Origin of the sequence: uncultured Clostridium sp. (assembly GCF_910588715.1) — a bacterium.
Lineage (GTDB): Bacteria > Bacillota > Clostridia > Clostridiales > Clostridiaceae > Clostridium.
On the sequence record NZ_CAJURG010000004.1, the window covers coordinates 44242 to 69289 of the forward strand.

General features: G+C 28.1%; 22 protein-coding genes, 2 riboswitches and 2 other annotated features (1 of these 26 cut by a window edge). Of the genes, 6 read left to right on the top strand and 16 right to left on the bottom strand.

The annotated features are described in order from the left end of the window. Positions 1-108: 108 nt before the first annotated feature. The gene (nrdD, locus tag QZ321_RS08085) at positions 109-2226 is read right to left on the bottom strand and encodes an anaerobic ribonucleoside-triphosphate reductase (protein ID WP_291740597.1); all 2118 of its coding nucleotides are present in this window, start codon (positions 2224-2226) and stop codon (positions 109-111) included. 221 nt (positions 2227-2447) lie between these two features. On the opposite strand from nrdD, the gene QZ321_RS08090 reads away from it, so the two are divergent. The 4 genes from QZ321_RS08090 to thiT all read left to right on the top strand — a co-directional run bounded on the left by QZ321_RS08090 (position 2448) and on the right by thiT (position 4868). Then, the gene (locus QZ321_RS08090; RefSeq protein WP_291740595.1) at positions 2448-3293 is read left to right on the top strand and encodes a DegV family protein; all 846 of its coding nucleotides are present in this window, start codon (positions 2448-2450) and stop codon (positions 3291-3293) included. A gap of 3 nt (positions 3294-3296) precedes the next feature. Beyond that, positions 3297-3752, top strand: coding sequence for a PadR family transcriptional regulator (locus QZ321_RS08095; RefSeq protein ID WP_291740593.1), 456 nt, complete (start codon positions 3297-3299; stop codon positions 3750-3752). A gap of 87 nt (positions 3753-3839) precedes the next feature. Next, positions 3840-4043: a hypothetical protein gene (locus QZ321_RS08100; RefSeq protein ID WP_291740591.1), complete on the top strand. Its 204-nt coding sequence runs from the start codon at positions 3840-3842 to the stop codon at positions 4041-4043. Between the two features lie 25 nt (positions 4044-4068). Beyond that, a riboswitch (TPP riboswitch) is annotated at positions 4069-4169 on the top strand. 51 nt (positions 4170-4220) lie between these two features. Then, a complete protein-coding gene (gene thiT / locus QZ321_RS08105; protein WP_291740589.1) occupies positions 4221-4868 on the top strand; it encodes an energy-coupled thiamine transporter ThiT in 648 nt (215 codons plus the stop codon). A gap of 96 nt (positions 4869-4964) precedes the next feature. Here thiT and QZ321_RS08110 read toward each other — a convergent pair whose 3' ends face one another. The 8 genes from QZ321_RS08110 to metG all read right to left on the bottom strand — a co-directional run bounded on the left by QZ321_RS08110 (position 4965) and on the right by metG (position 13334). Further along, positions 4965-5153 carry a ferredoxin gene (locus QZ321_RS08110; RefSeq protein ID WP_291740587.1) on the bottom strand — a complete coding sequence of 63 codons (189 nt, stop codon included), beginning with the start codon at positions 5151-5153 and terminating at the stop codon, positions 4965-4967. 83 nt (positions 5154-5236) lie between these two features. Next, the gene (locus QZ321_RS08115) at positions 5237-6061 is read right to left on the bottom strand and encodes a hypothetical protein (RefSeq protein ID WP_291740585.1); all 825 of its coding nucleotides are present in this window, start codon (positions 6059-6061) and stop codon (positions 5237-5239) included. A 154-nt stretch (positions 6062-6215) separates the two neighbouring features. After that, positions 6216-7400, bottom strand: coding sequence for a hypothetical protein (locus tag QZ321_RS08120; protein ID WP_291748320.1), 1185 nt, complete (start codon positions 7398-7400; stop codon positions 6216-6218). 97 nt (positions 7401-7497) lie between these two features. Beyond that, positions 7498-8340 (bottom strand): 16S rRNA (adenine(1518)-N(6)/adenine(1519)-N(6))-dimethyltransferase RsmA, encoded by an 843-nt coding sequence (gene rsmA, locus QZ321_RS08125; protein ID WP_291748318.1) that lies wholly within the window; start codon positions 8338-8340, stop codon positions 7498-7500. After that, a complete protein-coding gene (rnmV, locus tag QZ321_RS08130; RefSeq protein ID WP_291740580.1) occupies positions 8341-8895 on the bottom strand; it encodes a ribonuclease M5 in 555 nt (184 codons plus the stop codon). It abuts the gene before it with no gap. Positions 8896-9053: 158 nt separating this feature from the next. Next, on the bottom strand, positions 9054-10103 hold the full coding sequence (locus QZ321_RS08135) for a 3D domain-containing protein (protein WP_291748316.1): 1050 nt from the start codon (positions 10101-10103) through the stop codon (positions 9054-9056). A gap of 222 nt (positions 10104-10325) precedes the next feature. Continuing rightward, complete coding sequence (locus QZ321_RS08140; RefSeq protein ID WP_291748312.1) at positions 10326-11111, bottom strand: TatD family hydrolase; 786 nt, start codon at positions 11109-11111, stop codon at positions 10326-10328. A gap of 279 nt (positions 11112-11390) precedes the next feature. Then, entirely contained in the window at positions 11391-13334 is a 1944-nt protein-coding gene (gene metG, locus QZ321_RS08145) for a methionine--tRNA ligase (RefSeq protein WP_291748309.1), read from the bottom strand. A 115-nt stretch (positions 13335-13449) separates the two neighbouring features. Beyond that, positions 13450-13687, bottom strand: a binding site (T-box leader). 228 nt (positions 13688-13915) lie between these two features. Here metG and QZ321_RS08150 point away from each other — a divergent pair. Continuing rightward, entirely contained in the window at positions 13916-14413 is a 498-nt protein-coding gene (locus QZ321_RS08150; RefSeq protein WP_291740572.1) for an aromatic acid exporter family protein, read from the top strand. 123 nt (positions 14414-14536) lie between these two features. On the opposite strand, the gene QZ321_RS08155 is transcribed toward QZ321_RS08150, so the two are convergent. From QZ321_RS08155 to QZ321_RS08175, 5 genes are all read right to left on the bottom strand, one after another. Then, the gene (locus QZ321_RS08155; protein ID WP_366512933.1) at positions 14537-16252 is read right to left on the bottom strand and encodes a Na+/H+ antiporter NhaC family protein; all 1716 of its coding nucleotides are present in this window, start codon (positions 16250-16252) and stop codon (positions 14537-14539) included. 118 nt (positions 16253-16370) lie between these two features. Then, positions 16371-16545: riboswitch (Lysine riboswitch) on the bottom strand. A 74-nt stretch (positions 16546-16619) separates the two neighbouring features. Beyond that, positions 16620-17876: an aminopeptidase P family protein gene (locus QZ321_RS08160; RefSeq protein WP_291748305.1), complete on the bottom strand. Its 1257-nt coding sequence runs from the start codon at positions 17874-17876 to the stop codon at positions 16620-16622. A 44-nt stretch (positions 17877-17920) separates the two neighbouring features. Continuing rightward, a complete protein-coding gene (locus tag QZ321_RS08165) occupies positions 17921-18361 on the bottom strand; it encodes an ACT domain-containing protein (RefSeq protein ID WP_291740567.1) in 441 nt (146 codons plus the stop codon). Positions 18362-18586: 225 nt separating this feature from the next. Continuing rightward, positions 18587-19111, bottom strand: a complete 525-nt coding sequence (locus QZ321_RS08170; RefSeq protein WP_291748301.1) for a nucleoside recognition domain-containing protein — start codon at positions 19109-19111, stop codon at positions 18587-18589. Positions 19112-19127: 16 nt separating this feature from the next. Next, the gene (locus QZ321_RS08175; protein WP_291748298.1) at positions 19128-19703 is read right to left on the bottom strand and encodes a nucleoside recognition domain-containing protein; all 576 of its coding nucleotides are present in this window, start codon (positions 19701-19703) and stop codon (positions 19128-19130) included. 207 nt (positions 19704-19910) lie between these two features. On the opposite strand from QZ321_RS08175, the gene QZ321_RS08180 reads away from it, so the two are divergent. Then, a complete protein-coding gene (locus tag QZ321_RS08180; RefSeq protein ID WP_291743547.1) occupies positions 19911-20096 on the top strand; it encodes a hypothetical protein in 186 nt (61 codons plus the stop codon). A 289-nt stretch (positions 20097-20385) separates the two neighbouring features. Here QZ321_RS08180 and QZ321_RS08185 read toward each other — a convergent pair whose 3' ends face one another. Both QZ321_RS08185 and ileS read right to left on the bottom strand, forming a co-directional pair. Continuing rightward, on the bottom strand, positions 20386-21384 hold the full coding sequence (locus QZ321_RS08185; protein ID WP_291748295.1) for a LacI family DNA-binding transcriptional regulator: 999 nt from the start codon (positions 21382-21384) through the stop codon (positions 20386-20388). Between the two features lie 224 nt (positions 21385-21608). Continuing rightward, positions 21609-24719 (bottom strand): isoleucine--tRNA ligase, encoded by a 3111-nt coding sequence (gene ileS / locus QZ321_RS08190; protein ID WP_291748293.1) that lies wholly within the window; start codon positions 24717-24719, stop codon positions 21609-21611. 95 nt (positions 24720-24814) lie between these two features. Beyond that, positions 24815-25048, bottom strand: a binding site (T-box leader) (it continues 10 nt past the right edge of the window).

The window sequence follows — 25048 nt, forward strand, 5'->3', positions numbered from 1 at the left end:
TTTATTACTGTATATCTTTGAAATATATTTTTATTCTTTTTAAAATTTTATGCAATAAACCTCCATATATGTTATATAACTATAACTTATATGAAGGTTTAAATTTATTTATAACACATCATAATTATTTTTATAACTTCCCGTATGAGATTTTCTATCAATCCTTTCTTCATATTTTCCTGGACCAAATCTCTCATCAAGACTTAAATATCCAGTTACTCTTGAAATTCCTTGAATATCTCTACTATTACATTTTGGACACTTACTTTCATTTCCTAATAATGTTTCACCACAATCTTTGCAATATCTTATATGAAAGTTTATACCTATATAACTTATATTAGTATGCTTATAGGCATAATTTACTATATCCATTATATTTTCTGGAGAAGGTGAGTCATCTACTTCTATATAAGAAATATGTCCTGCATTACATAGCTTATGATAAGGGGCTTCTATATCTATCTTGTCTTTTATTGATATATTATAATTTACAGGTATATGAAAACTATTTGTATAATAATCTTTATCTGTAACACCCTTTATTTTTCCAAATATTTTTTTATCTTGTTTTATAAATTTTCCTGATAATCCTTCAGCTGGTGTTGCATAACAACTCCAATTAAGACTAGTTTCTTCAACTAATCTATCTGTATATTCTCTTATAAAGCTAATTATTCTTAATCCTAATTCTCTAGCTTCTTGAGATTCTCCATGATGACAACCTAATAAAGAACATAAAGTTTCTGCCAATCCAATAAATCCAATTCCCCAAGTTCCTTGTTTAAGTATTGGTTCAATTGAATCCTCTGGTTCTAAACCTTCAGAACCTTTCATAAGACCTTGACCTGCTACAAAAGGCAAATCTTTAACTCTTAAATTTTTAAGAACACCGTATCTATGAAGTAATGCTTCTTTTGCTAATATTAATCTATCTTCTAATATTTCAAAAAATTTATTTATATCTTTATTTGCTTCTATTCCTATACGAGGTAAATTTATAGTTATTGGTGCTATATTTCCTCTTCCCTTACATCCAGGTTCACCATTAACATTTTTCATTAAATATGTTCTACACCCCATTGTTGCTGGCAAATATCCCTTGTCATAATACTCCTTATTAAAATCTGCATCTATATTCATAAATGTAGGATTCATTCTCTTTGATGCCACTTCACAAGCTAATTTATACAAATAATAATAAGGATCTTCTACTTCTCTGTTTACTCCTTTTTTTACTCTAAAAATTATATTAGGAAATATTGGCTGCTCTCCTTTTCCTAATCCCTTTTCATATTCTTTTAAAAATATCTCACACACCAAAGCTGCATCTTTAGAAGAAGGTATTCCTAAATTTATAGAGGAAAAAGGAACTTGCGAACCTGCACGAGAATGCATAGTATTTAAATTATATACTATTCCTTGCATAGCTTGATGTATGCGTGATTTTAACTTTTCTTCTACTAATACTTCTAACTTTTCTCCCTCAATTCCGTAAGAGATTAATTCTTCTCTGATTTCTATTCTTGTTGGCTCCACAAATTCAGCAATATCATTATCAAAGTCTGGATGAGATTGCCCCCCAAACATATCATTTTGAGTAGATTGTAATAATATGCAAGATAATTCTGCCGCAGTTTCTATACGTTTAGGCGGTTTTATTGTTCCATATCCCGTATTAAATCCTCTTTTTAATATTTCACCTGTTGGAATATGAAGACAATTTGTAGTTAAATTATAAGAATCCAAATCATGAAAATAAACTTCACCAACTTCATGTGCCTTTGATAAATACTTAGGCATATTATAAAGATTATGCCATTTATTAGATTCTGAAGCTATTCTTAAAAGCTTAGAACTAAAATTGTTTCCCACATTAGCATTATCCCTATCTGTTTCTATTCCTATCTTTTCAATTGCTTTCATTAAATCTGATTTAATTTCTCTAATTCTAGTTCTTTCTCTTCTATAAGAAGAGTAGGCTCTTTGAATATTTTTATGATTATTATCTACTAAGGCTTTCTCAACTAAATTTTGCAATTCTTCCACTGATACCTTTTCCTTTTTTGAAGCTTCAATATATACAAGAATTCTTTTTATACATTCTAATATTTGTGTTTCTCCTAATTGTTCTCCAACTTCATCACTAGCTTTTTTTATTGCATTAATAATTTTACTACTATCAAATTTAACTTCTCTTCCATCTCTCTTTACTACATATATCAAAAAACCGCCTCCTAAAAACATACTACATATTGTATGTTTTATTATTAAAACACAATATATAGTATATAATTCTCTACTTACTTTTATTCCCCTCTTTTGTTTAAGAATTATAAGGATAAATCTCTATCAATATTGATAAAGTTAATATTATATCACTATTGATAATATTATCTAATATGATATACTTAATTTATAAAATCAAATTTTTGGGAGGATTTTTTATGCAAAAAATTGCTTTAATAACAGATAGTGCATGTGATCTTGATTTAAATACATTAAAAGAAAATAACATAAACTTATTACCCCTTAGAATAATTTATTCTACTGGTGATTATAGAGATAGATTAGATATTTCACCTCAACAAGTATACGATAACTTAGAAAAAGAAGTTCCTAAAACTTCACTTCCAAGTGCTCAAGAAACTGAAGAAATTTTAAATAAACTAGAGAGTGAAGGGTATACTCACGTAATTTGTATTTCAATTTCTAGTGGTCTTTCTGGTAGCTTTAATGCAATAAGATTAGCTTTAGAAGATCACCCAAAGCTTACATCATTTGTTTATGACTCAAAAATATTAGCTTATCCTCAAGGAGAAATAGTTTTAGAAGTTGCTAAGCTTATAAAATCTGGTAAATCTTTTGAGGAAATAGTTAATGAAATACCTGAGATAAGAAAAAGAGTTATTGGTTACTTTACTATTAATACATTAGAATATTTAAAAAAAGGTGGAAGAATCGGTAGACTTGCAGGAACTGTGGGGGAATTACTAAATCTTAAACCTATAATAACTACAGATGATGAAGGTGTATATTATAATGTTGCAAAAGTAAGAGGAAGAAAACAATCATTATCAAAAATGACAGAGCTATTAAAAGGATATTTAGAAAAAGGTAAATGTGAAGTTGCTGTTTTACACGCGGGTTGTGAAGATGAAGCTATTAAATATATGAATTCACTTAAAGATTTAACAAATGTAGTCTCTATAAAAATTGCAGAAATTAGTCCTGCCCTTGGTATTCATGGTGGTCCTGGATTAATAGGTTTTTCCGTAAAGATGGTTAAATAATATATGAACGATTTTGATTTTAATAATCTTGAAGATTTAAAAGCAGAGGAAAAGAGATTACATGATGAATATAAAGCTAAACTTGCAGAACTAAAAAAGGTTCAAAAAGAAAAAGAAGCTGTTGGGCAAGTGTTCACTAAAGGATTACTTCCGATATATGTTCTTCATATATTAAAATCTGGTCCAACAAATGGTAATGAAATATCAACTAAGGTATCAGAAAGAACTAATGGATTATGGGCTCCAAGTACTGGTGGAATATATCCCTTATTAAAAAAACTAGAAAAAGAAGGATTAGTTATTGGTAAATGGGATGATCCTAAGAAAAAATTTCAAAAATTTTATTCTTTAACTCCATTAGGTGAAGTAGAATTTTCTAATAGAAAAAAATTACTTAAAAACAAAATAGAAGAATCATTAAAGGTATTTCAAATTGTTTATAAAGACCTTTATTTATAAAAATACATCCAAGAAAATTTCTTGGATGTATTTTTATTATTATTTATACACAAACTAATATAAAATTATTTAGGACGGTGTTAAATCATGAAAGGATTGATATTAGATTATACTGGCAACGATGCTTTTATTTTATTAGAAGATGATTCTATTATAACAATGCCTTTAACTTCTTTTGAAACACTAATGCCAATAGGTAGTAATATAAATTTATCTAATCTTTATAATAATTCTTGTAACACAAATTATAAACCTTGCCAAATGGTAAATAAAACAGTTGACTTTTTGTAAATTTATACCTAAAATTAAATTATATTTTAGTTGCTAGGGGTGCCCTAAGGCTGAGAGATGAATTTTCATCAACCCTTTTAACCTGATCTGGATAATTCCAGCGTAGGAAAGCCATAATAGAGTTTTTATATTCTCATGCTACGGTACCTCTTACGCAAAATAAGGAGGTATTTTTTTATGTCAAATTTTCTAGCAACACTAGGAGAAAATTTCAAAACACTTTTTAGTAATCCACTTACGCTAATAACTTTAATAGGTTGTGCAATTTTACTTATTGCTCTTATAAAGTTCAAATCATTAAAGTTTGATTCAAAATTAATAGCTAGAATAGGACTAGCTATTGCTCTTGCATTTATTTTAGATATGCTTAAAATTTATAGACTCCCAAATGGTGGTGGAAGTATTTCGTTAGGAAGTATGATTCCTATAATGTTGATTTCATTTGTTTACGGTCCATCAATAGGATTATTTACAGGATTCTTATTTGGAATATTTAAATTAATTGTTGATCCATATATTCTTAATCCAATTCAAGTTTTATTTGACTATCCTATGCCATTTATGGCTATAGGAATTGTTGGATTTTTTAAAAATAGATATTTAGGAGCAACATTAGGAATGTTTTTACGATTTATTTGCCACTTTATTTCCGGTATAATATTCTTTGGCTCTTATGCACCAGCAGGCATGTCTCCTATAGTTTATTCAATAGCAGTTAATGGATTTGCCGTAGGCGGTGAGCTTCTAATTTGTTTAGCATTATTAGCATTTTTACCTATAGAACAGTTAATTAAAGCATTAAAATCAAGTGTGTCATTAACATAAACTTAAAATAAAATAACTAAGTAATTTTATAAAATAGTAATTTAAAAATTATTTATAAAAAATATACCATATAGCTTTCTGCTATATGGTATATTTTTAATCTAGACTTATTGCATTTACTGGACAACTTGATTCTGCATCTCTTGCATCATCTTCGTTTTCAGATGGTACTGGATTAACTTGTGCTACTGCTTTACCATCATCATCCATTTCAAAAACTGCTGGACAAATTGATGGACATAATCCACATCCAATACAAGTATCCTTATCTACAGCTGCATTCATAATTTCAACCCCTTTAACAAATTTCAATACTATTGTTTCCAAAAATTTAATATGTTATGTAAGTGGAGAAAAATTTTTTATTTTTACCAATTGTCAGGTTTACTATCTAAAACTTGTATTACCCATTCTTTAAATTCGTTAACAGCCACAACATAATATTTACTTTCTGTATTTTCTTTTTTATTGGTTACAGTAATTAAAGTTTTAAAGTTTTTACTATCATATCCTCTATTTTTAACAGTAAATACAATATCAAACTCTCCTTCATTGTTATCTACTAATTCTACATTTGGCAAAGTTTGATGCACCTTTCCCATAAACTTATTTAAATCATTAGAAAACACATACTTTAAGCAATCTACATCCCCTTTTATATTAATACCAACTTTATAATCACGAATATCATTATCTCTACTAACAGATTGCAGTACATCTAAAATACATTGATAATATACATAATCAAAATCTCTAGGCTTCCTTATAAAAGAAAGGTTTTTTATAATCGCTTCATCAAGCCTTTTTGAAACAGAGAAAGTATGCTCATCATTATAAAAATTTCCTTCTTCAGTTTCCACAACATAATAAAACTCTTTAACCTCATCTCCTAAATCAAATTCAAATTTATAGTCAGGATCTAAGCTTGATTTATTTTCACTTACTTTAGCTTTTGATAAAAAACTTGACATTTCCTTAATAGCACTCTCATCAGTTACTATAAATTTAAAACCAGTATCTCTAGTACTTTGTATGCTTATTTGTTCTATTTCATTAGAATTTAAAAAATCAAAGTAATCATTTCTTAATCCTAATTTTTTTTCTATGCTTTCTATTACAGTACATCCCGAAAAACTTAATACAATTATTATTAAAATTCCTAATAAAATATGTTTTTTAAAACTTCTTAACATCCGCTTCTCCCTTTACTTTTATACTAAAATAATAGGAGAAGCTTATGCTTCTCCTAATAAGATAATTATAATACTTTATTCCAATCTTAGCAATTTGCTTTATTTATTATCTTATATTTCTTTGGCTTAGCATATGTTTTTATCTAAAATTTTATTATTTCATAGGTACAACTACCGTAGAATTTTTAAAATCATAAAACATTAACCAACATCCATCGTCTTCTTTACCGTTTAAATTAACCCATGTAACAAATCCAGTTCTTCCATCATAAGGTTGTTCATCCTTATCCTTTTTACCCGGAATTGCATAAATTATATGTTTTAGATTTCCTTGAGAATCACATTTGTAGCCAAGCATAAAGTATCCATATTTCTTTATATAAGGATAGTAATTTAACATTGGATAGTAAGCTAATGTATATTTATTGTAGTTTGACATATTGCACATTTCGTGTAAATCATGTACAGCTACTTTATACCACTTAGTATACTTTAACTCATCTATACTATCATAATCTTTTTCAAATCCTTCAACTATAGATTCAAAATATTCTCCTATACTACCTCTTATTTTACCATTAATAGGGTCAAATTCCTTATTAGATTCTATCTCATCTTCATAATCTTCAAACTTCCCTCGTAAATTTTCCTTTTGGAAGTAAATCTCCTTATCTTCTTTAATGTTTTCACTTTCTTGATTTTCTTCTACTTCAATTACCTCTTTAGGAGCTTCCTCAATTCTTTCAGTATTTTCTAAAATTGTTTCTTCAATCACTTTAGCTTCTAAAGCAGACTTTTCCTTTGATTTTTCTTTAGATTTTTCTATCTTAATTTCTGGCTTTCTTGAATCTTTTTTATGTTCTTTTTCAGCAACCTTTTCTGTTGCCCTTACCCTAACTTCCTTAGCTTTTACTAAGGTATAATTTTTCCAATTCTCTGATGGCTGTTGTCCATTTAAAAAACCGCACATTACAAATATAGGTATTCCATCTTTTATTTTAGCTATTGCTGTACCAGATATCTTATCAAATTGTATATCTAAACCACCAATATTTGATATGTTATACTCCTTAGTTGCCTCTGCTTTTCCTGTCTCACTTACTTCTATTGGAGCTAAATTAATTATTTGTTTCATATCCTTTTTACAACAAATAATCATCATATAATAACTATCACTATCTTTTTTAAGATTTTGTGCATAAAAGGATATTTTACACTTATCTCCCTTTGCTTCTATCTTAGAATACCCAGATAATGATTTATCGCTAGAATTTGAATACCCACGCTCATCCTCTTGTAATATTACGAAGTTTCTATACAACCTATTATTGCTTGCCACTTTCTAGAACCCCCACTTTATATTAATTCCATATATTATATGTTTTATATATTGAAATATGTTATTAAATTTAGTAGTGGCCTTTTATATGAATAATCTATAAAATTTCATTTATACAATTTGATAATGTTGCAAATTCTTGTATAGATAAAGTTTCTCCTCTTCTCTTTGGATCAACTCCAGCCTTTTCAAATGCCTCTTCTAACTTTTCCTTTGCAGGTCCTATACTTTTAACTCCATTCCATAAAGTTTTTCTTCTCATATTAAATGAATTTCTTATAATATCAAAAAATAGTTTTTCATTATCAACCTTAACTTTAGGTTCATCTAGCCTATCAAGTCTAATAACAATTGAGTCTACCTTAGGTCTTGGAATAAAGCAATTAGGTGGGACCCTTCTTACTATACTAGTGTTACAATAATATTGTACTAATAAAGATAATGCCCCATAATCTTTATTTCCAGGTTCTGCATTCATTCTTTCAGCAACTTCTTTTTGTATCATTATTGTTAAGGATTTAAAATTATATCCTTCTTTAAGTAATTTAACTATTATAGGTGTTGTTACATAATAAGGTAAGTTTGCAACTAATTTTACACTCTTTTCATTACCTATAACTTCATTAAAATCTACCTTTAAGGCATCATTATGTATAAGAGTAAAATTAGGATTATCTCCTAATTCTTCATTTAATATAGGAATTAAATCATTATCTAGTTCTATTGCAACTACTCTTTTTGCAGTTTTTAATAACTGAGCTGTTAATGTTCCAACCCCTGGGCCTATTTCGATCGCTAAATCTTCCTTATTAACATCTGCACCTGCAACTATATCTCTAGGAACAGAATCATCAACTAGGAAATTTTGTCCTAAGCTTTTTGAAAACTTAAAATTATATTTCTTAACCAACTCAGCAGTTTTTACATCTTTTATATCCATCTATTTCTTTCCTTCCAATTCTTTATCAACATAATTAATTGCTTCTATAAACTCTTCTTTTGTAATACCATAATTATTTAACCTTGATAACATTTGATTTGCATTTCCATAACCAATTCCCAATTTATTTCCAAGCTTTATTCTTCTTTCTTTTGCATTTTTGTCTGCATTTAATTTAAAGAAAAACATATCTTGCATATCAAATATATTTTCTTTAACTTCAATAGTAACCTTTGCCCTATTTAAAGCTTCTATTATAACTTCTGGTGTAGCATTTTCTACTCCTATATCATCATCTTTAATTCCATCTTCTTGAGCAATGTATGCATGCTTTATTCCAGGAACTCTTTTAGCTATTATCTTTCTTATCTTTTCTCCAGCAAAATCTGGATCAGTTAAAACTATAACACCTTTTCTTTTTTGTGCTTCTTTTATTCTAGAAATAACTTTTGCATTTATACCAAAACCACCAACAGCTATCATCTCTGCATCAACCGCTTTTTTAACAGCAGCTACATCATCTTTTCCTTCAACAACAATAACTTCTTTAATCACAAGCCCTCTTTTCCTTTCCTTTATTATCTCTTATTAATTTATCCCCATATTTCTATTATGTCAAACCTTTAATTAGTTATAATATAAAAGTTTTAGTTAATACTTTTAAAAAAAAGACAATATCAAAACAATAAAGTTTTGATATTGTCTTCTTTACTTTACCATTCTCCTGGGTAGGCTAAAATATATACTGGTACGTTATATTTTCTTCCCCAAGATTTGCATGCCGCACTTGAATTAAGAAATACATCTATAATATTTCCCTTTATAAGTCCACCTGTATCTGCTGCAATTGCTTTTCCATAATTCTCTACATAAACTAAAGAACCTAATGGTATTACTCTTGGATCAACAGCTATTGTGCTTATCCCCCCTGGATTGTAAACTGGTACTGTTCCAGTTGCAGTAATAGGGTCTCCTGAATAAGCAGTAGATTCACAATAAATTAAATCCTTATATTCCATCTTACCATCTCTACTAGCAAATACTTTTCTTGTTCCTTGAGCTATAATTTCATTTACAGGTTCCTTGGTAACCTTTGATTGAATTACTTCTCTAGATACTTCAACGCCATCTTTTTTAACAACTTTATAAGTTATTTCTTTTTCTCCTGTTTCACCAGCTTGTCTTACACTTTCTGTATTAATATCTAAAGTTTTATCTTCTTCAACTATTGTTTCATAATTAATAATTTCAGAAGCAACTTCATTTAATACTTCAACTTTAACTATTTTAACTGCAAGATTATCTGATATTTCAGTATCTAGTGATGGTGTTATTTCATCAACACCATTAATAAATTCAATTCCTTCAACCAATAATTCTTCCTTTTCAGCTTCTATCATGTCCCCTACAGTATTTTCTGCAGTTTTTAAAACAATTGTTTTGTTTGCAACTGCCATTTCTACTTTCACAGCTTTTTTAATTGTAATAATATCTTTTGATGATATTTTTTCATTTAAAGCTGGTTGTACCTTATCTTTATGAGCTATTTCTATCCCATTTTCATCAAGTACATCTTTAACAGTCCCCTTATATGTTATAAATGCTTCTTCTTTTCCGTCTATAATTACTATTATATTTTTTCTTATACATGTAAATGTTATTGTTAATGCTATAATTAATACTCCAATAACACCTACCATTATTTTTGCCTTAGGACTATTAGAAAAATTATTTTTAAAATTTTCTTTCCAATTTGCAATCATCTACATTTAACCTCCCCTGGCAAGAGTGACCATTGAATTATATAAATAATTCTTGTTTTTGTCAAATTAACCACTCTCGTTTTAATGAAACTGCCTAAAATGCATTCATATGCGTATAAACATTAATTGAAATAAAAAAATAATGGCGTTTTTACAGTTTGAAGTTTGGTTGATATAGATTTACTTTTCTATTTTTTTACAATTGTTAATATTTATTTTACTTTATTTTCTATTATGAATCAAGCTATGGAAATTGTCATTTACAGCCAAATTTACCTCTTTTGAGCTAATTTCCTTTATCTCAGCTATTTTCTCTATTATATATGCAATATAATCTGATTTATTCCTTTTTCCTCTATTTGGTGATGGAGCCATATAAGGACAATCAGTTTCTACTAATAATCTATTAAGAGGAATTCCTTTTACAACATCACAAATCTTCTTTGCATTTTTAAAAGTAACTACTCCAGTAATTCCTATATAATATCCTAATTTTACACACTCTTTTGCAAATTCAACACTACCAGAAAAACAATGCACACTTCCCCTTACATTTGGAAACTCTTTCATTATCTCTAAAGTATCCTTATGAGCATCTCTATCATGAATTACTACAGGTAAATTTAATTCTTCGGCTAATTTCATTTGCTCTCTAAATACTCTTTTTTGAATTTCTTTATCTGGATTTTCATCCCAATAATAATCTAATCCAATTTCACCTATAGCTATAATTTTTTTATTACTCTTATATAAATTAATTATTTCATTCTTCACATTTTCATCATAATCATTTGCATCACTAGGATGAATTCCAAGTGCTCCATAAATAAAATCATACTTTAAAGTTAATTCATTTGTAGTTTTTAAACTATTTTTAGAACAGGCACAATTTAAAATTCCAATTACTCCAGCATCCTTTATTTGATTTAAAACCTCATCTCTATCTTCATCAAATTCCTCATCATCATAGTGTGAATGAGTATCAAAAATTTCATATTTAAATTCCATTTTAATTTCTCCTTCTTAGTAAAATTTATTAAAAAATAAATTTTAAGTTAAAAATAAATTATTAATATTTCCTTTAAAAATTTGACACCTAATTGACACAATTAAAGTTTAATATAATATTTGTAAAGTAGTTAAAGCATTATTATTTACCCCTAAAACCATCTTTAAACACTACTTCCATCATATAATTATTATGATTAAGAAGTTATTTTAAAAATTGGTTACCTAGAGTTATTCGTCCCCCAAATGAGATAACTCTAGGTTTTTTTATTTATTTTTTTATCTTACAATACTTCCTGTTGGTAATTCACTTGGGTTTACTAGCTTTAATATGCTGTCATCATCTGTCGCTGCTGCTAAAATCATTCCTTGTGATAATTCACCTCTTAAAGTAACAGGTTTTAAATTAGCAACTAAAACTACATATTTACCAACTAACTCCTCTGGCTTATAATGCATTGCTATTCCTGAAATAACCTGTCTTTCTTCCCCATTTAAATCAACCTTTAATTTTAATAATTTTTTAGCCTTTTTAACTGGTTCACATTCTAATACTTTAACTACTCTTAAATCTATTTTTTCAAAATCTTCAATAGTTATTTCTTCTTTAATTGGTTGCATCTTATACTCTTCTTTTGGTTTGTTAGCTTCTAATTGAGCTATTCTCATAGCTTCTAACTCTTCTAAAGTTTTTGATACATCTATTCTTGGAAATAAAGCTTCACCTTTTTTAACTTCAGTTCCTGGAGTTGTTCCATCAAATCCTGATAACGAATCCCAAGTTGTTGTAGTTATATTTAATTGAGCATTAATTTTTTCACTTGTACTTGGTAAAAATGCAGATAATAATACTGAGGCAAATCTTAAACTTTCTGCTAAGTTATATAAAACTGTTCCTAATCTTTCTTTCTTTTCTTCATCTTTAGCAAGTATCCAAGGAGTTGTTTCATCAATATATTTATTTGCTCTTCCTATAAGTGCAAATATATATTCTAATGCTTCTGGAATTCTTAAGTTATCAATTGCTTTTGTTACCTTAACTGGAGTTTCTAAAGCTAAACCTATTAATTCATTATCAATATCTTCCTTAGCAGTTGGTGCTGGGATTACTCCACCAAAATACTTTTCTACCATGGCAACTGTTCTAGATAATAAATTACCAAGGTCATTACAAAGATCAGAATTAATTTTCTTTATAAATATTTCATTATTAAACAATCCATCTGCTCCAAAAGGAATTTCTCTTAATAAATAATATCTAACTGCATCAACACCAAACTTTTCAACTAAAACTACTGGGTCAACAACATTTCCTTTTGATTTTGACATCTTTCCACCATCAACAAGTAACCATCCATGGCCAAAAACTTGTTTTGGTAATTCTTGACCTAATGCCATTAACATAATAGGCCAATAAATAGTGTGGAATCTTAATATATCCTTACCTATTAAATGAACATCAGCTGGCCAATATTTTTTGTATAATTCATCATTATCAGTACCATATCCTAAAGCCGATATATAGTTTGATAAAGCATCTATCCAAACGTAAACCACATGTCCTTCATCAAATGTTACTGGTACTCCCCAATTAAAACTAGTTCTTGATACACAAAGATCTTGCAGACCTGGCTTTAAGAAATTATTAACCATTTCATTTTTTCTTGACTCTGGTTGAATAAATTCTGGATGAGCTTCAATATACTCCATTAATCTATCAGCATATTTACTCATTTTAAAGAAATAAGCTTCTTCCTTTGATTTTTCCACAGGTCTTCCACAATCTGGACAATTTCCATTAACTAATTGAGTTTCAGTCCAGAAAGACTCACATGGCGTACAATATAATCCCTCATAAGAAGATTTATATATATCTCCTTGATCATATAATTGCTTAAATATTTTTTGAACAGTTGTCTTATGATAATCATCTGTTGTTCTTATAAATTTATCATAACTTATGTCCATCATATTCCATAGTTCCTTAATTCCTGCAACAATTTCATCAACATGCTCTTTTGGAGTTATTCCTTTTTCTTCAGCTATTCTTTGAATTTTTTGACCATGCTCATCAGTTCCTGTTAAAAACATTACGTCATAGCCATTTAATCTTTTAAATCTAGCTAAAGCATCTGCTGCAACTGTTGTATAAGTATTACCTATATGCAATTTAGTTGATGGGTAATAAATTGGCGTAGTTATATAATATGGTTTTTTTGTCATTTCTCTGCCTCCTACTTTTATAACTTAAGTCTAAAAATTTATAGATAAAATTCTTAAAATTAATTTAACTTAAATACTAATAATAAAAAAACCTCTATATAGGCTTATTTACCTATATAGAGGCGTTATATACGCGTTACCACTCTATTTTTATATTTACTTCACAATAAATATCTCACTAGGTGACTATCATCACCCTGCAATATAACGGTTGCTACCGTATTATCCTAACAATAAAAGCTCAGATAATCTGCTCCAAGTCCATATTCATAAAGTTCAATATCGCTAGTTTTCACCATCTCTAGCTCTCTTTAGATATATTCCTAAATTACTATTCTCTTCTATGCATTTATTTTATAATATTCTAAAACATAAAAACTGTCAACAAATTAAACATAATTTAAAATGTCTTCTAAAGTTAATTATATATTTTTTTATTATCTCCACTTTAAGTAAAATTTAAAACTTATTAATAGATAAATTATAAAATAATTTGCTATATTGCAATAAAAACACTCCTTATAATAATGAAATTTAATAAATTATTGGCTATAATATCTTAAGGGATAGGAGGGCTTTATATGAATAACTTTAAATTTCCTAAAATTGGACTTAGAACAATAAAATCAGGTATAGCTGTTTTTTTATGCTTATTACTTTTGCCTAATGAACCGTTTTTTGCCTGTCTTACAGCTGTAATTTGTTTACAAGATACTGTTTATAATTCCATTCATACTGGAATAAATAGAGGGGCAGGAACAATATTGGGCGCTAGTTTTGGTTTAGTATTTCTTTTCTTATTTAGATCATTAGAAGTTCATATGTCAAATCAATATATAGCAAAAATAGTAATATACTTAATTATTGCATCAGGTATTATTTTAATGATTTATTTATGTAATCTTTTAAAAAGACCAGGAGCTATTAATATTACATGTATCGCATTTCTTGGAGTTACTACAGCTCATGCCTATAGTGATCCATTATTTTATGCAAGTAACAGAATAATAGAAACGTTATTAGGAATAGTAATTTCAATATTAGTTAATAAATTAATAACACCACCACCTCATAAATAATTAATTGTGTTATTAAATTTTATAATAATTTATTTTACTTTTTCACAAAATTTCTATTATCAAAAAAGGTTGTGCTTTTGCACAACCTTTTAATATAGCCCTTTTTATTTTATTTTTTATTACTTAAGCTTCTTCAACCCTTTTACCAAATATCAGAACACCAATATATAATGCAATGAATGAAATTGGTAATACTATATATATAGGAGCTCCAAATCCACATGGAATGTATCCAAATAAAATAGCTACACTAGCAACAAATAATGAATACCACATTTGTGTTTTAACATGTTCAATATGATTGCATCCAGCTCCCATTGAAGAAAGTATAGTTGTATCGGATATTGGTGAACAATGATCACCAAATATAGCTCCTGTTAATACAGCACTTGTACAAACTACTACAAATGACATTTCTGGATTTATTGAATATCCAAGCGGAATTGCAAGTGGCATTAATATACTCATTGTTCCATATGCAGTTCCTGTAGAAAATGAAATTACTGCTCCTAAAATAAATATTAAACTTGGTAATAAAAATGCTGGTATTGCTCCTTTTAATACTTCTACTAAATAATATGCAGTTCCAAGTTCTTTAATTACAGAACCTAATGACCAAGCTAATATTAATATAACACCAGTTATTATTAGCCCCTTCATTCCATCAACCCATACTTCAATAGCTTCACTTAAAGTAAATATTTTTTTACAAACTCCCATTAAAATTGCAACTATAGAAGCAAATAATGCTGATTGAAATAATGCTATAGAAGCATCTGAAGCTGCGAATGCTTCCATTATTCCTCTAAATGAAAATGGTGAATTAATCATTATCTCTTTTATTTCTGATAATTCTCCACTCATTATAGTACTATAGCCGCTATAATAAAATGCTATTAATGCCGAAATTATCAAAGCTCCAATTGGAATAATTGCATTCCAAACACTAAGTTTAACTCCCGTCTTTGGTTCTAATTCATCCATTTCAGCTGTTTTTTCAACTGCCACTTCATCCTTAAAAGATTTATTTCTATTTCTTGCTGCAATTTCTGCTTTTCTCATTGGACCAAACTCTTTTAAAGTTAAAGCTGTTATTACTATAAATGCTAATATTAATATATTATAAAATCTGTAAGGTATTGTTTGAATAAAAACTCCAAAGCCACTTGCATCTAATCCAATTGAATTAAAGCCTTCTCCAATTAAACTTACTTCTAAACCAATCCAAGTTGATATAATAGCTAGTCCTGCTACTGGGGCTGCAGTTGCATCTATTATAAATGCTAATCTTTCTCTTGATATTTTCATTTTATCTGCTACAGGTCTCATTATAGGCCCAACTATTAACGAATTTGCATAATCATCAAAAAATACACATAATCCTAAAAGCCATGTTGTTAATTGAGTACTTTTTACAGTTTTAGCTTTCTTAGATAAGGCTTCTGCTATTGCTTTTGCACCGCCCATTTTGGCAACTAAATTAATAACTCCTCCAATAGCCAATACTTGAAGAATTATTCCTGCATTCCATGGATCCGCAAGAGAATTTAATGCCCTATTTACAAAATCCAAAAACGCCTGTATAAATGCACCTAATACATTATGTCCTGTAAGACTAACTAAAAAGCTTCCCGATAGAATTCCTATAAACAAAGAAATAACAACGTTTTTTGTTATAAATGCTAATACTATTGCTACTATTGGTGGAATTAATGTCCATATTCCAAATCTGTTTGCATTCACAGCCGCTTCTTGTGTTTCTGCTGCAAATGCAACTGTAGTTGAAAGTATAAATACTAACATTGTAAGTAATAAAATTTTAAAACTTCTTTTTTTCACTTTTATTTCCCCCTTCATTAATTTAAAAGCGAATAATAAGGATACCCCAAACTAACAAAAAAGACCTTGAGTTAACACTCAAGGTCTTGCATATACAAAAAAATATAAAATACAAGTCTCAAATGATAGCTCACCACAAAAAATTTTGTGACAGTAGTACATATATTTTATGTACTCCCAGTTATACAACCTTAAAGCATTAGTTGTATACTTCGGCGATTGCTCCTTTCTTATTGAATCACAGTGCTTTCCTCATCAATAATACTCTTAACTTTCGCGCCTCTATCCTAAGTTATTCACTTTTGTTATTTAATAACTTGATTATATAATCAACCAATAATATTTGCAATACCATTTTATAACTTTTTTAATTTTTAGCTTTTTTCATAAATGCTTCAATCTCATCTACAGTTTTTATTATATCACTTGATAAATTTATAGCTCCATCTTCTGTTACTAATATATCATCTTCTATTCTAATTCCTATACCTTCTTCTTTGATATATATTCCTGGTTCAACAGTAAATACAACACCAGGCTCAAAGGTTATATCTCTATGAGGAGTTTCAATATCATGAGTATCCATTCCCAAACTATGACCAATACTATGATAATAATATTTTTTAACATCCTTTTTATCTTCTATAAGTCCTAGTTTTATACACTCATCAGCTATTAAATCAGTTGCCTTTTCATTTATATCTTTATATCTCATTCCTGGTTTAATTGATTTAATAATTTCCTCATTTACTTTTAAAACCGAATTATAAACTTCTTTTTGTCTCACTGTAAACTTACCATTAACAGGAAAAGTTCTTGATATATCTGCGTTATAGCAATTATATTCTGCTCCTAAATCAAAAAGAATTAAATCATTATCTTTAAGTTCTGCATTATTATCAATGTAATGCAATGTTGTAGCATTTTTTCCTGCTGCTGCTATAGTTGTAAAAGCTAAATCTGTAGCCCCCTTTAGTTTACAATTAAAATCAAAGTATGCTTCTAATTCATATTCTTTCATTCCTATACGTGCTTCAGTCATTAACCTTTCAATACCGCTCTTTGTGATTTCTATGGCTTTTTTAATTTTCTCTACTTCTTCATCTGACTTTCTTAGTCTTAATTCTCCAATTTTTCTATAAATATTATTTACTCTAACTTGAGGATATTTAATAACTATTTCATTAGCAAATTTATGAGATATTTTTTCATTACCATTTAAACCAATTCTTTCTAAATCTAAATAAATATTTATTTCTTCCTTCATTGTAATCATTCCATGAATATCAGCATCAAATTGACTCTTAAATTTAACTTCATCTACTGCTGAAACTTCAATTGCTTCTTCTTTTCTAATAGTCTTTCCATTCCATTTTTCAAGTTCTAAATTAATATCCTTTATATAAAGCTTAGATGACTTTACTCCATTAATTTTTGACATAACTAATATATGTTCTTCTTCTTTTATTCCTGTTAAATAATAAAAATTTCTATTTGGAGTAAAGGGATAATTTTGATCCCCAGTTTTTTGAATGGCTTTTCCCGCAAATAAAATCACCATAGAATTATCTTTAATCTTATCTAAAAGATTATTTCTATTTATTTTATAAATATTTTTTATCATTAGAATATCTCCTTTATATAAATATTTTATAATACTACTTTTTCCTATTCTGCAGCTAATAATTTAACATTTCTAACATAGGGTAAAGAATTTAGTTTTGCCGCTAAGTACTTAACACTTTTTTCCATATTAGAAATATCAATTGTAACTGTAACATTAGCTGATAAATTTATTGGAATATCTTGATTTATAGTTAGTATATTTCCCTTATAAAGTGCAATACAATCTAAAACTCTAGATAAAGCTCCTAGCTTATGAGTCATTAATAATATTAAAGTCACTTTTTTAGATTTCATATCTTGTGACATTAAAAATACATTATCCTTATATTTATAATATGTACTTCTGCTAATTCCAACTAATTTTATAGCTTCACTTATATCCTTGGCATTACCAAGTTCAATATTCTCTTTTACTTCAATTACTTTTTTAAATATATCCGGTAATGATTTTTCGTTTACAATATAAAATTTTTCTTCCCTCATAATAATTTCTCCACCCATTTATTTTTAGTAATATTATATCTCTAAATTTTTTATATTGCATTAAAAATTTTACATATTATCTCACTATAACCATATTAATACCTTAAATTAATTATAAAAAATGAAATATTAATTCATAAATAATGAATACTTAAAATAATAAAAATTTTTATTCATTAAATAATGACATTAATATTTCACTTTTTATTCTAATTAACTAAATATCTATAATATCATAAGTTTTACCATAAGAATTGCCATAATAATTGCAGTCATATCTGCCATTATTGCAGCCCATACTGTATGACGTGTTTTTTTTATTTTAACTGCCCCAAAATATACAGTTACAGTATAAAATATAGTTTCTGTAGTTCCCATAATTACAGAAGATATTAATCCTATTGGAGTATCTGCACCATAATTTTTTAAAATATCCGTAAATATTCCCATTGCACCACTACCTGAAAGTGGCTTAATTAAAACTAAAGGAACAACTTCTTTAGGCAAATCAATTAAATTACAAATTGGCGAAATAGCATTATTTAATATATCTAAAAGCTTAGCTTCTCTAAATATCTGTACAGCTATTATCATTGCTAAAAGGTAGGGAAAAATATTTAAACACACCTTTAGTCCTTCCTTTGCCCCTTCTATAAACCAATCATATACTTTTCTTCCCTTTATCATTCCATAAGTTATAATAATTAAAACTATTATTGGAATAATGCTCTTAGTTATATAGTTAAACATTTATTCACCTCCCACCTTAAAAATATCTTTGTAAAATTTTACAACAAATTACACCAACAATTGCTGCTATACCTGTAGATATTATGGCAGGAAGTATTATCACCCCTGGATTTGAAGAACCTGCTGCTGCTCTTATAGATAATACAGTTGATGGAACTAACTGAATACAAGCAGCATTTAAAACTAAAAATAATGCCATATCATTACTTGCTGTTCCTTTTTCCGAATTTAATCTATCCATTTCTTCCATAGCTTTAATTCCAAAAGGAGTCGCAGCATTTCCAAGCCCCATCATATTTGCTGTTATGTTCATAACTATAGCTCCTAATGCTTTTTCATCTTTAGCTGCATCTTTAAATATAAGCTTTAATATAGGTTTCATAAGTTTTGCTAATTTTTCAGTAAATCCACTATTTTGTGCAACCTTCATAACTCCACACCAAAAACACATTAATCCAACAAGTCCTATAATAAAAGTAACTGTAGTATCAATAGAACTTATTATTGAATTAGAAATTCCCTCACCGTTTCCTGTAAATATCCCAACTAATAACCCCAAAAAAATCATTATAAACCATATATAGTTAATCATTTTTTACTTCCTCCTACTTATTTTTTCTTTACAATATATGCCTTGCAACACCTATTTATTAGTGATAGGATAAAGATATAAACATAAGTTTAACTTAAAAATTGCAAGTATTAATTTAATAATCTTTTATTAAATTAATATATATTTTTATTATTTATAAAAAAGTATTTTTAAACCTTTTATTTACATAACAAAGGAGATACGCCCATGAAAGAATCAAATTTAAAATTAGCTCAAATGGATATTGATGACGCATTAAAAGCTGTAGAAGAAATGGAAAATTGCATTAGTGAAGGAAATGAAACAAACACTATAATAAAAGAAAAGTTTATTACTCTAACAGAAAAAGTACAAAAACTAGAAAACTTATTAAAAACTGAAGGAATAATTTAATAAATAGAAAAAAGAGGATAGTTAAAACTACCCTCTTTTATTCTAAATACCAAAATAGCAATTATTTTACTCTATAAATTTGATAACTTTTATTACACCATAATTCTCGAATCCCATTATAAAATTATCTATACCTAATTGACTGTGTACCCTATTTAAAAATAACTGCTTTTAGTAAACGTTATCAAATTAATACTATTATATCATTTTTTTCCTATTACTTCAACAAAATTTTATAAAAAATTAACTATCTTTAATTTTTATACTAAAATTAAAGATAGTTAATAAGTTATTTAGAACTTTCTCTTTTTATTAATTTATAATCTAATACATATTGATCTTGTTCTAAAGGCTTATTGTTTAATATTTTAATAAGCATTCTCATAGCAACTGATCCCATATCATAACTTGGTTGTTTAACTGTAGTTATCTTAGGATAAAAATATGATGCAACAGCATTATCATTAAAGCCCACTACACTTACATCTTCTGGAACATTTATTCCATTTTCTCTTAATGCATTAATTACACCCATAGCAATTTCATCAGATGAACATATTACACCATCAAACTTTTTACCAGTAGCTAAGAATTTCTCAACAGCCTTATATCCACTATTGACCTTCAAATCTTTAAGGAACTCCAAATCTTCATCAATAGAAAGACCATTTTCCTCTAATGCCTTTTCATATCCCTTATGTCTTTCTCCCCAAGCATTAGCAGCATCCTTACTTACTCCAACAAAGGCAATATTTTTTAATCCATTATCAATTAAACTCTTTGTGGCTTCATATGATGCTTGTATATTATCTATAATTACACTTGGTAATTTTCCTTCTTTATCTTTAGATTCTGCAAGAACAGTTTTTAAATCTAATTCATTTATTATATCTAAAGTTTCTTCTTCTAAACAAGAACTCATATATATAACACCATCAACCATTTTTTCTTTAAGAACTCTTAAATAATCTTTTTCTTTGTCATAGTCAAAATCAGAATTACATAATATTACATTATAATCATAAATATTGGCAACATCCTCTGCTCCTCTAACTATTTCTGGATAAAATCCACTTGAAATATCAGGAACTAGTATTCCAACAGTTTTTGTTCTTTGTGTCTTTAAACTTCTTGCAACAATATTCGGTCTATATCCAAGCTTTTTAATAGCATCTAATACCTTCTTTTTAGTATCCTCATTAACAACATCTATATCATTTAATACTCTAGATACCGTAGCTATTGAAACGCCTGCTTCTCTAGCAACATCTTTTATAGAAGTAGCCATATCAACATCACTCCATTTTCATTTTAATTATTAATTATACCTTTTTTTTAAAATCAATACAACGAATTTGATTATTTTTTACATTTTTTCAATAAATAGTTGAAACTATTTATTAGTAATAAAAAAATTATGTAATTTAATACTATTATTTAATTATGATATTATTGTTTGAAAAAAGGATAGGAATTATTACTTAATCCCTACCCTTTGTAACAAAGCTAAAACTATCTAATCACTTCTACAGTCATATTTAACTTTTCACCATTTATAACTGTTTCTGAATAATCAGCTTCTTGATTGTAAACTATTTCTTGAGTTAAGGTTTCCTTCTTAATAACTTCATTAAACTTTTTAATTACATCTAATAACATTTCGTTATCTGATACATATAATTTAATTTTATCTGCAACCTCAAACCCTTTATCTTTTCTCATATTTTGAATCTTAGAAATTATTTCTCTTAAATGACCTTCTTCTTTAAGTTCTTCTGAAATATGAGTATCTAAAACAACACCAATTGAACCTTCACCAGCAAATGCATAACCCTCTAGCCCTTGCATAGTAACTAATAAGTTTTCCTTATTTAATTCAATTTCTGTTCCGTTAACATTAATAACAACAACTCCACCATTTTGAATAGTTTGAGCTAATTCCATTTGATTTTTTGTTGCTATTTCTTTTCTTATTCCAGGTATTAGCTTACCATATGCTTTTCCTAGTACTGGCAGATTTGGCTTAATTTCAAAGTTAACATGAGTAGAAAGGTCAGCACCAAATTCAACAGCTTTTATATTTAACTCATCTGTTATTATTTCTCCGTAATATTCTGGAAGTGAATCTGTAGAAACTAACATTTTAGAAAGTGGCTGTCTATTTTTAATATTAGCACCATTTCTTGCACTTCTTCCAAGCTTAACTATTGTATAAGCTAAATCCATTTCCTTTTCTAAGTTTTTATCTATAGCACTTTCATCAACTTCTGGCCAACTACATAAGTGAATGCTTTCTGGTGCATTTTCATCTAATCCAACCACTAAGTTTTGATAAATATTTTCTGTAATAAATGGAACAAATGGAGCTGCTACTTTAATTAAAGTAGTTAATACTTTATATAAAGTTACATAAGCACCTATTTTATCATCTGTTAATTCCTCAGACCAATATCTACCTCTATTTCTTCTTACATACCAGTTTGATAATTCATCAGTAAAACTTTCTATAGCTAATGCAGCTTGAGTTATTTGGTATGAATCAAGCATAGAATCAATATCTTTAACTAGTGTATTAAGCTTTGACATAATCCATTTATCCATTACGTTTTCTGATACAAATTCACCATACTTTAATGGATTAAATTGATCTAATTCAGCATATAAAACATAGAATGAATAAACATTCCATAATGTTCCCATGAATTTTCTTCCTGCTTCTCCAACATCATCTATAGAGAATCTTGTTGGTAACCAAGGAGCACTGGCAGTATAGAAATGCCATCTAGTAGCATCTGCACCTTGTGCATCTAATACTTTAAATGGATCTACAACATTACCCTTAGATTTTGACATCTTTAAACCTTTTTTATCAAGAACATGCCCTAAAACTATACAGTTTTCAAACGGATTTCTATCAAATATAGCAGTTGAAATTGCAAGTAAAGTATAGAACCATCCTCTTGTTTGGTCAACAGCTTCTGATATAAATTGAGCTGGGTAATTTTGATCAAATAATTCTTTATTTTCAAATGGATAATGTAATTGTGCAAACGGCATTGAACCTGAATCAAACCAACAGTCAATTACTTCATTAGTTCTAGTCATTTCTTTTCCACACTTTTCACATTTTAAGTGTACATTATCTATATATGGTTTGTGTAATTCTATATCATCCGGAACATTAATTCCCTTTTCTTTAAGTTCTGCAATGCTTCCTATACATTCTTTGTGTCCGCATTCACATCCCCAAATTGGAAGTGGAGTTCCCCAATATCTATCTCTTGAAATACCCCAATCAATAACATTTTCTAAGAACTTACCAAATCTACCTGTTCTTATATTATCTGGATACCAATTAATTTTATTATTATTTTCTAAAAGCTTATCTCTTAATGTTGTCATTGCAACAAACCAGCTTTCTTTTGGATAATAAAGAAGTGGAGTGTCACATCTCCAACAATGTGGATATGAGTGTAAATGCTTTTCAGATTTAAACAACTTATTGTTTTCTTCTAACCATTTACAAATACCTTCATCACATTTTTTAACGAACTTTCCAGCCCAAGGAGTAACATCTTCTACAAATCTACCTTCTCTATCAACTAAGTTAATGAAAGTAATTCCATTAGCTTTTGCTACTAAACTATCGTCTTCACCATATGCAGGTGCTATATGAACTATACCTGTACCGTCTGATAAAGTAACGTAATCACCATGAATTACTTCAAAAGCTTTTCCCTCTACTTTACCAAAAGGCATTAATTGTTCATATTTAGTTCCTAAAAGTTCAGCTCCAGAGAATTCTCTAACTATTTCGTAATCTTCTCCTAAAACCTTATCTGCTAAATCTTTAGCTAATATTAATATTTCATCTCCAACTTTTGCTTCTATATAAGTATAAGCTTTGTTTATACATAAAGCTAAGTTTGAAGGTAATGTCCAAGGAGTTGTTGTCCAAGCTAATATGTACTTGTTATCTTCCCCTTCAACTTTAAATTTAGCAATACAAGTTAAATCTTTAACATCTTTATATCCTTGTGCAACTTCGTGAGATGATAATGCTGTTCCACATCTTGGGCAATATGGCATTACCTTGTGACCTTCATATAAAAGTCCTTTATCCCACATTTGTTTTAATGCCCACCAAACTGATTCAATATATGGATTATGATAAGTTACATATGGATTTTCCATATTAACCCAATAACCAATTTGATTAGTCATCTTTTCCCACATACTTACGTAAGTAAATACGCTATCCTTACATTCCTTAACGAATTTTTCTACGCCATATTCTTCGATTTGTTCTTTACCTGAAATTCCAAGCTTCTTTTCTATTTCAAGTTCTACAGGAAGACCATGAGTATCCCATCCTGCCTTTCTTATAACTTTATACCCCTTCATAACCTTGTATCTTGGGATAATATCCTTCATAACTCTTGTTAATACGTGTCCAACGTGTGGCTTACCATTTGCTGTTGGAGGTCCATCATAGAAAGTGAAATATTCACCATCTTGATTCATATCAAAATTCTTTTTTATAACATTTCTTGCAGTCCAAAGATTTGCTACTTCTTTTTCAAGACCAACAAAACCATTTGGTAGTTCTACTTTTTTGTACATAAGAATTCTCCTTTCTTTACAACTATTAATTATTAAAATTATTCTCTTAAAGACATATTTTAATCATTTATTTTAAAATAAAAAAAACTTCATCCCAAAAGGACGAAGTGAATTCGCTATACCACCTAAGGTTAATAAACTTATAATATTCTATAAGCTCTAAATTCAGATACTTTCATATCCTATCCCTTAACGCGGGATAACGTGATAGCTTAATTGTAAAAACTTTCAGCCTCAAACTCCTAGGTGATTTTCCTTAAGTTATCTTATGATTTTACACCAACCAATCACTCTCTTAAAAGAATAAACTAAAGTACTTATCCTAATCA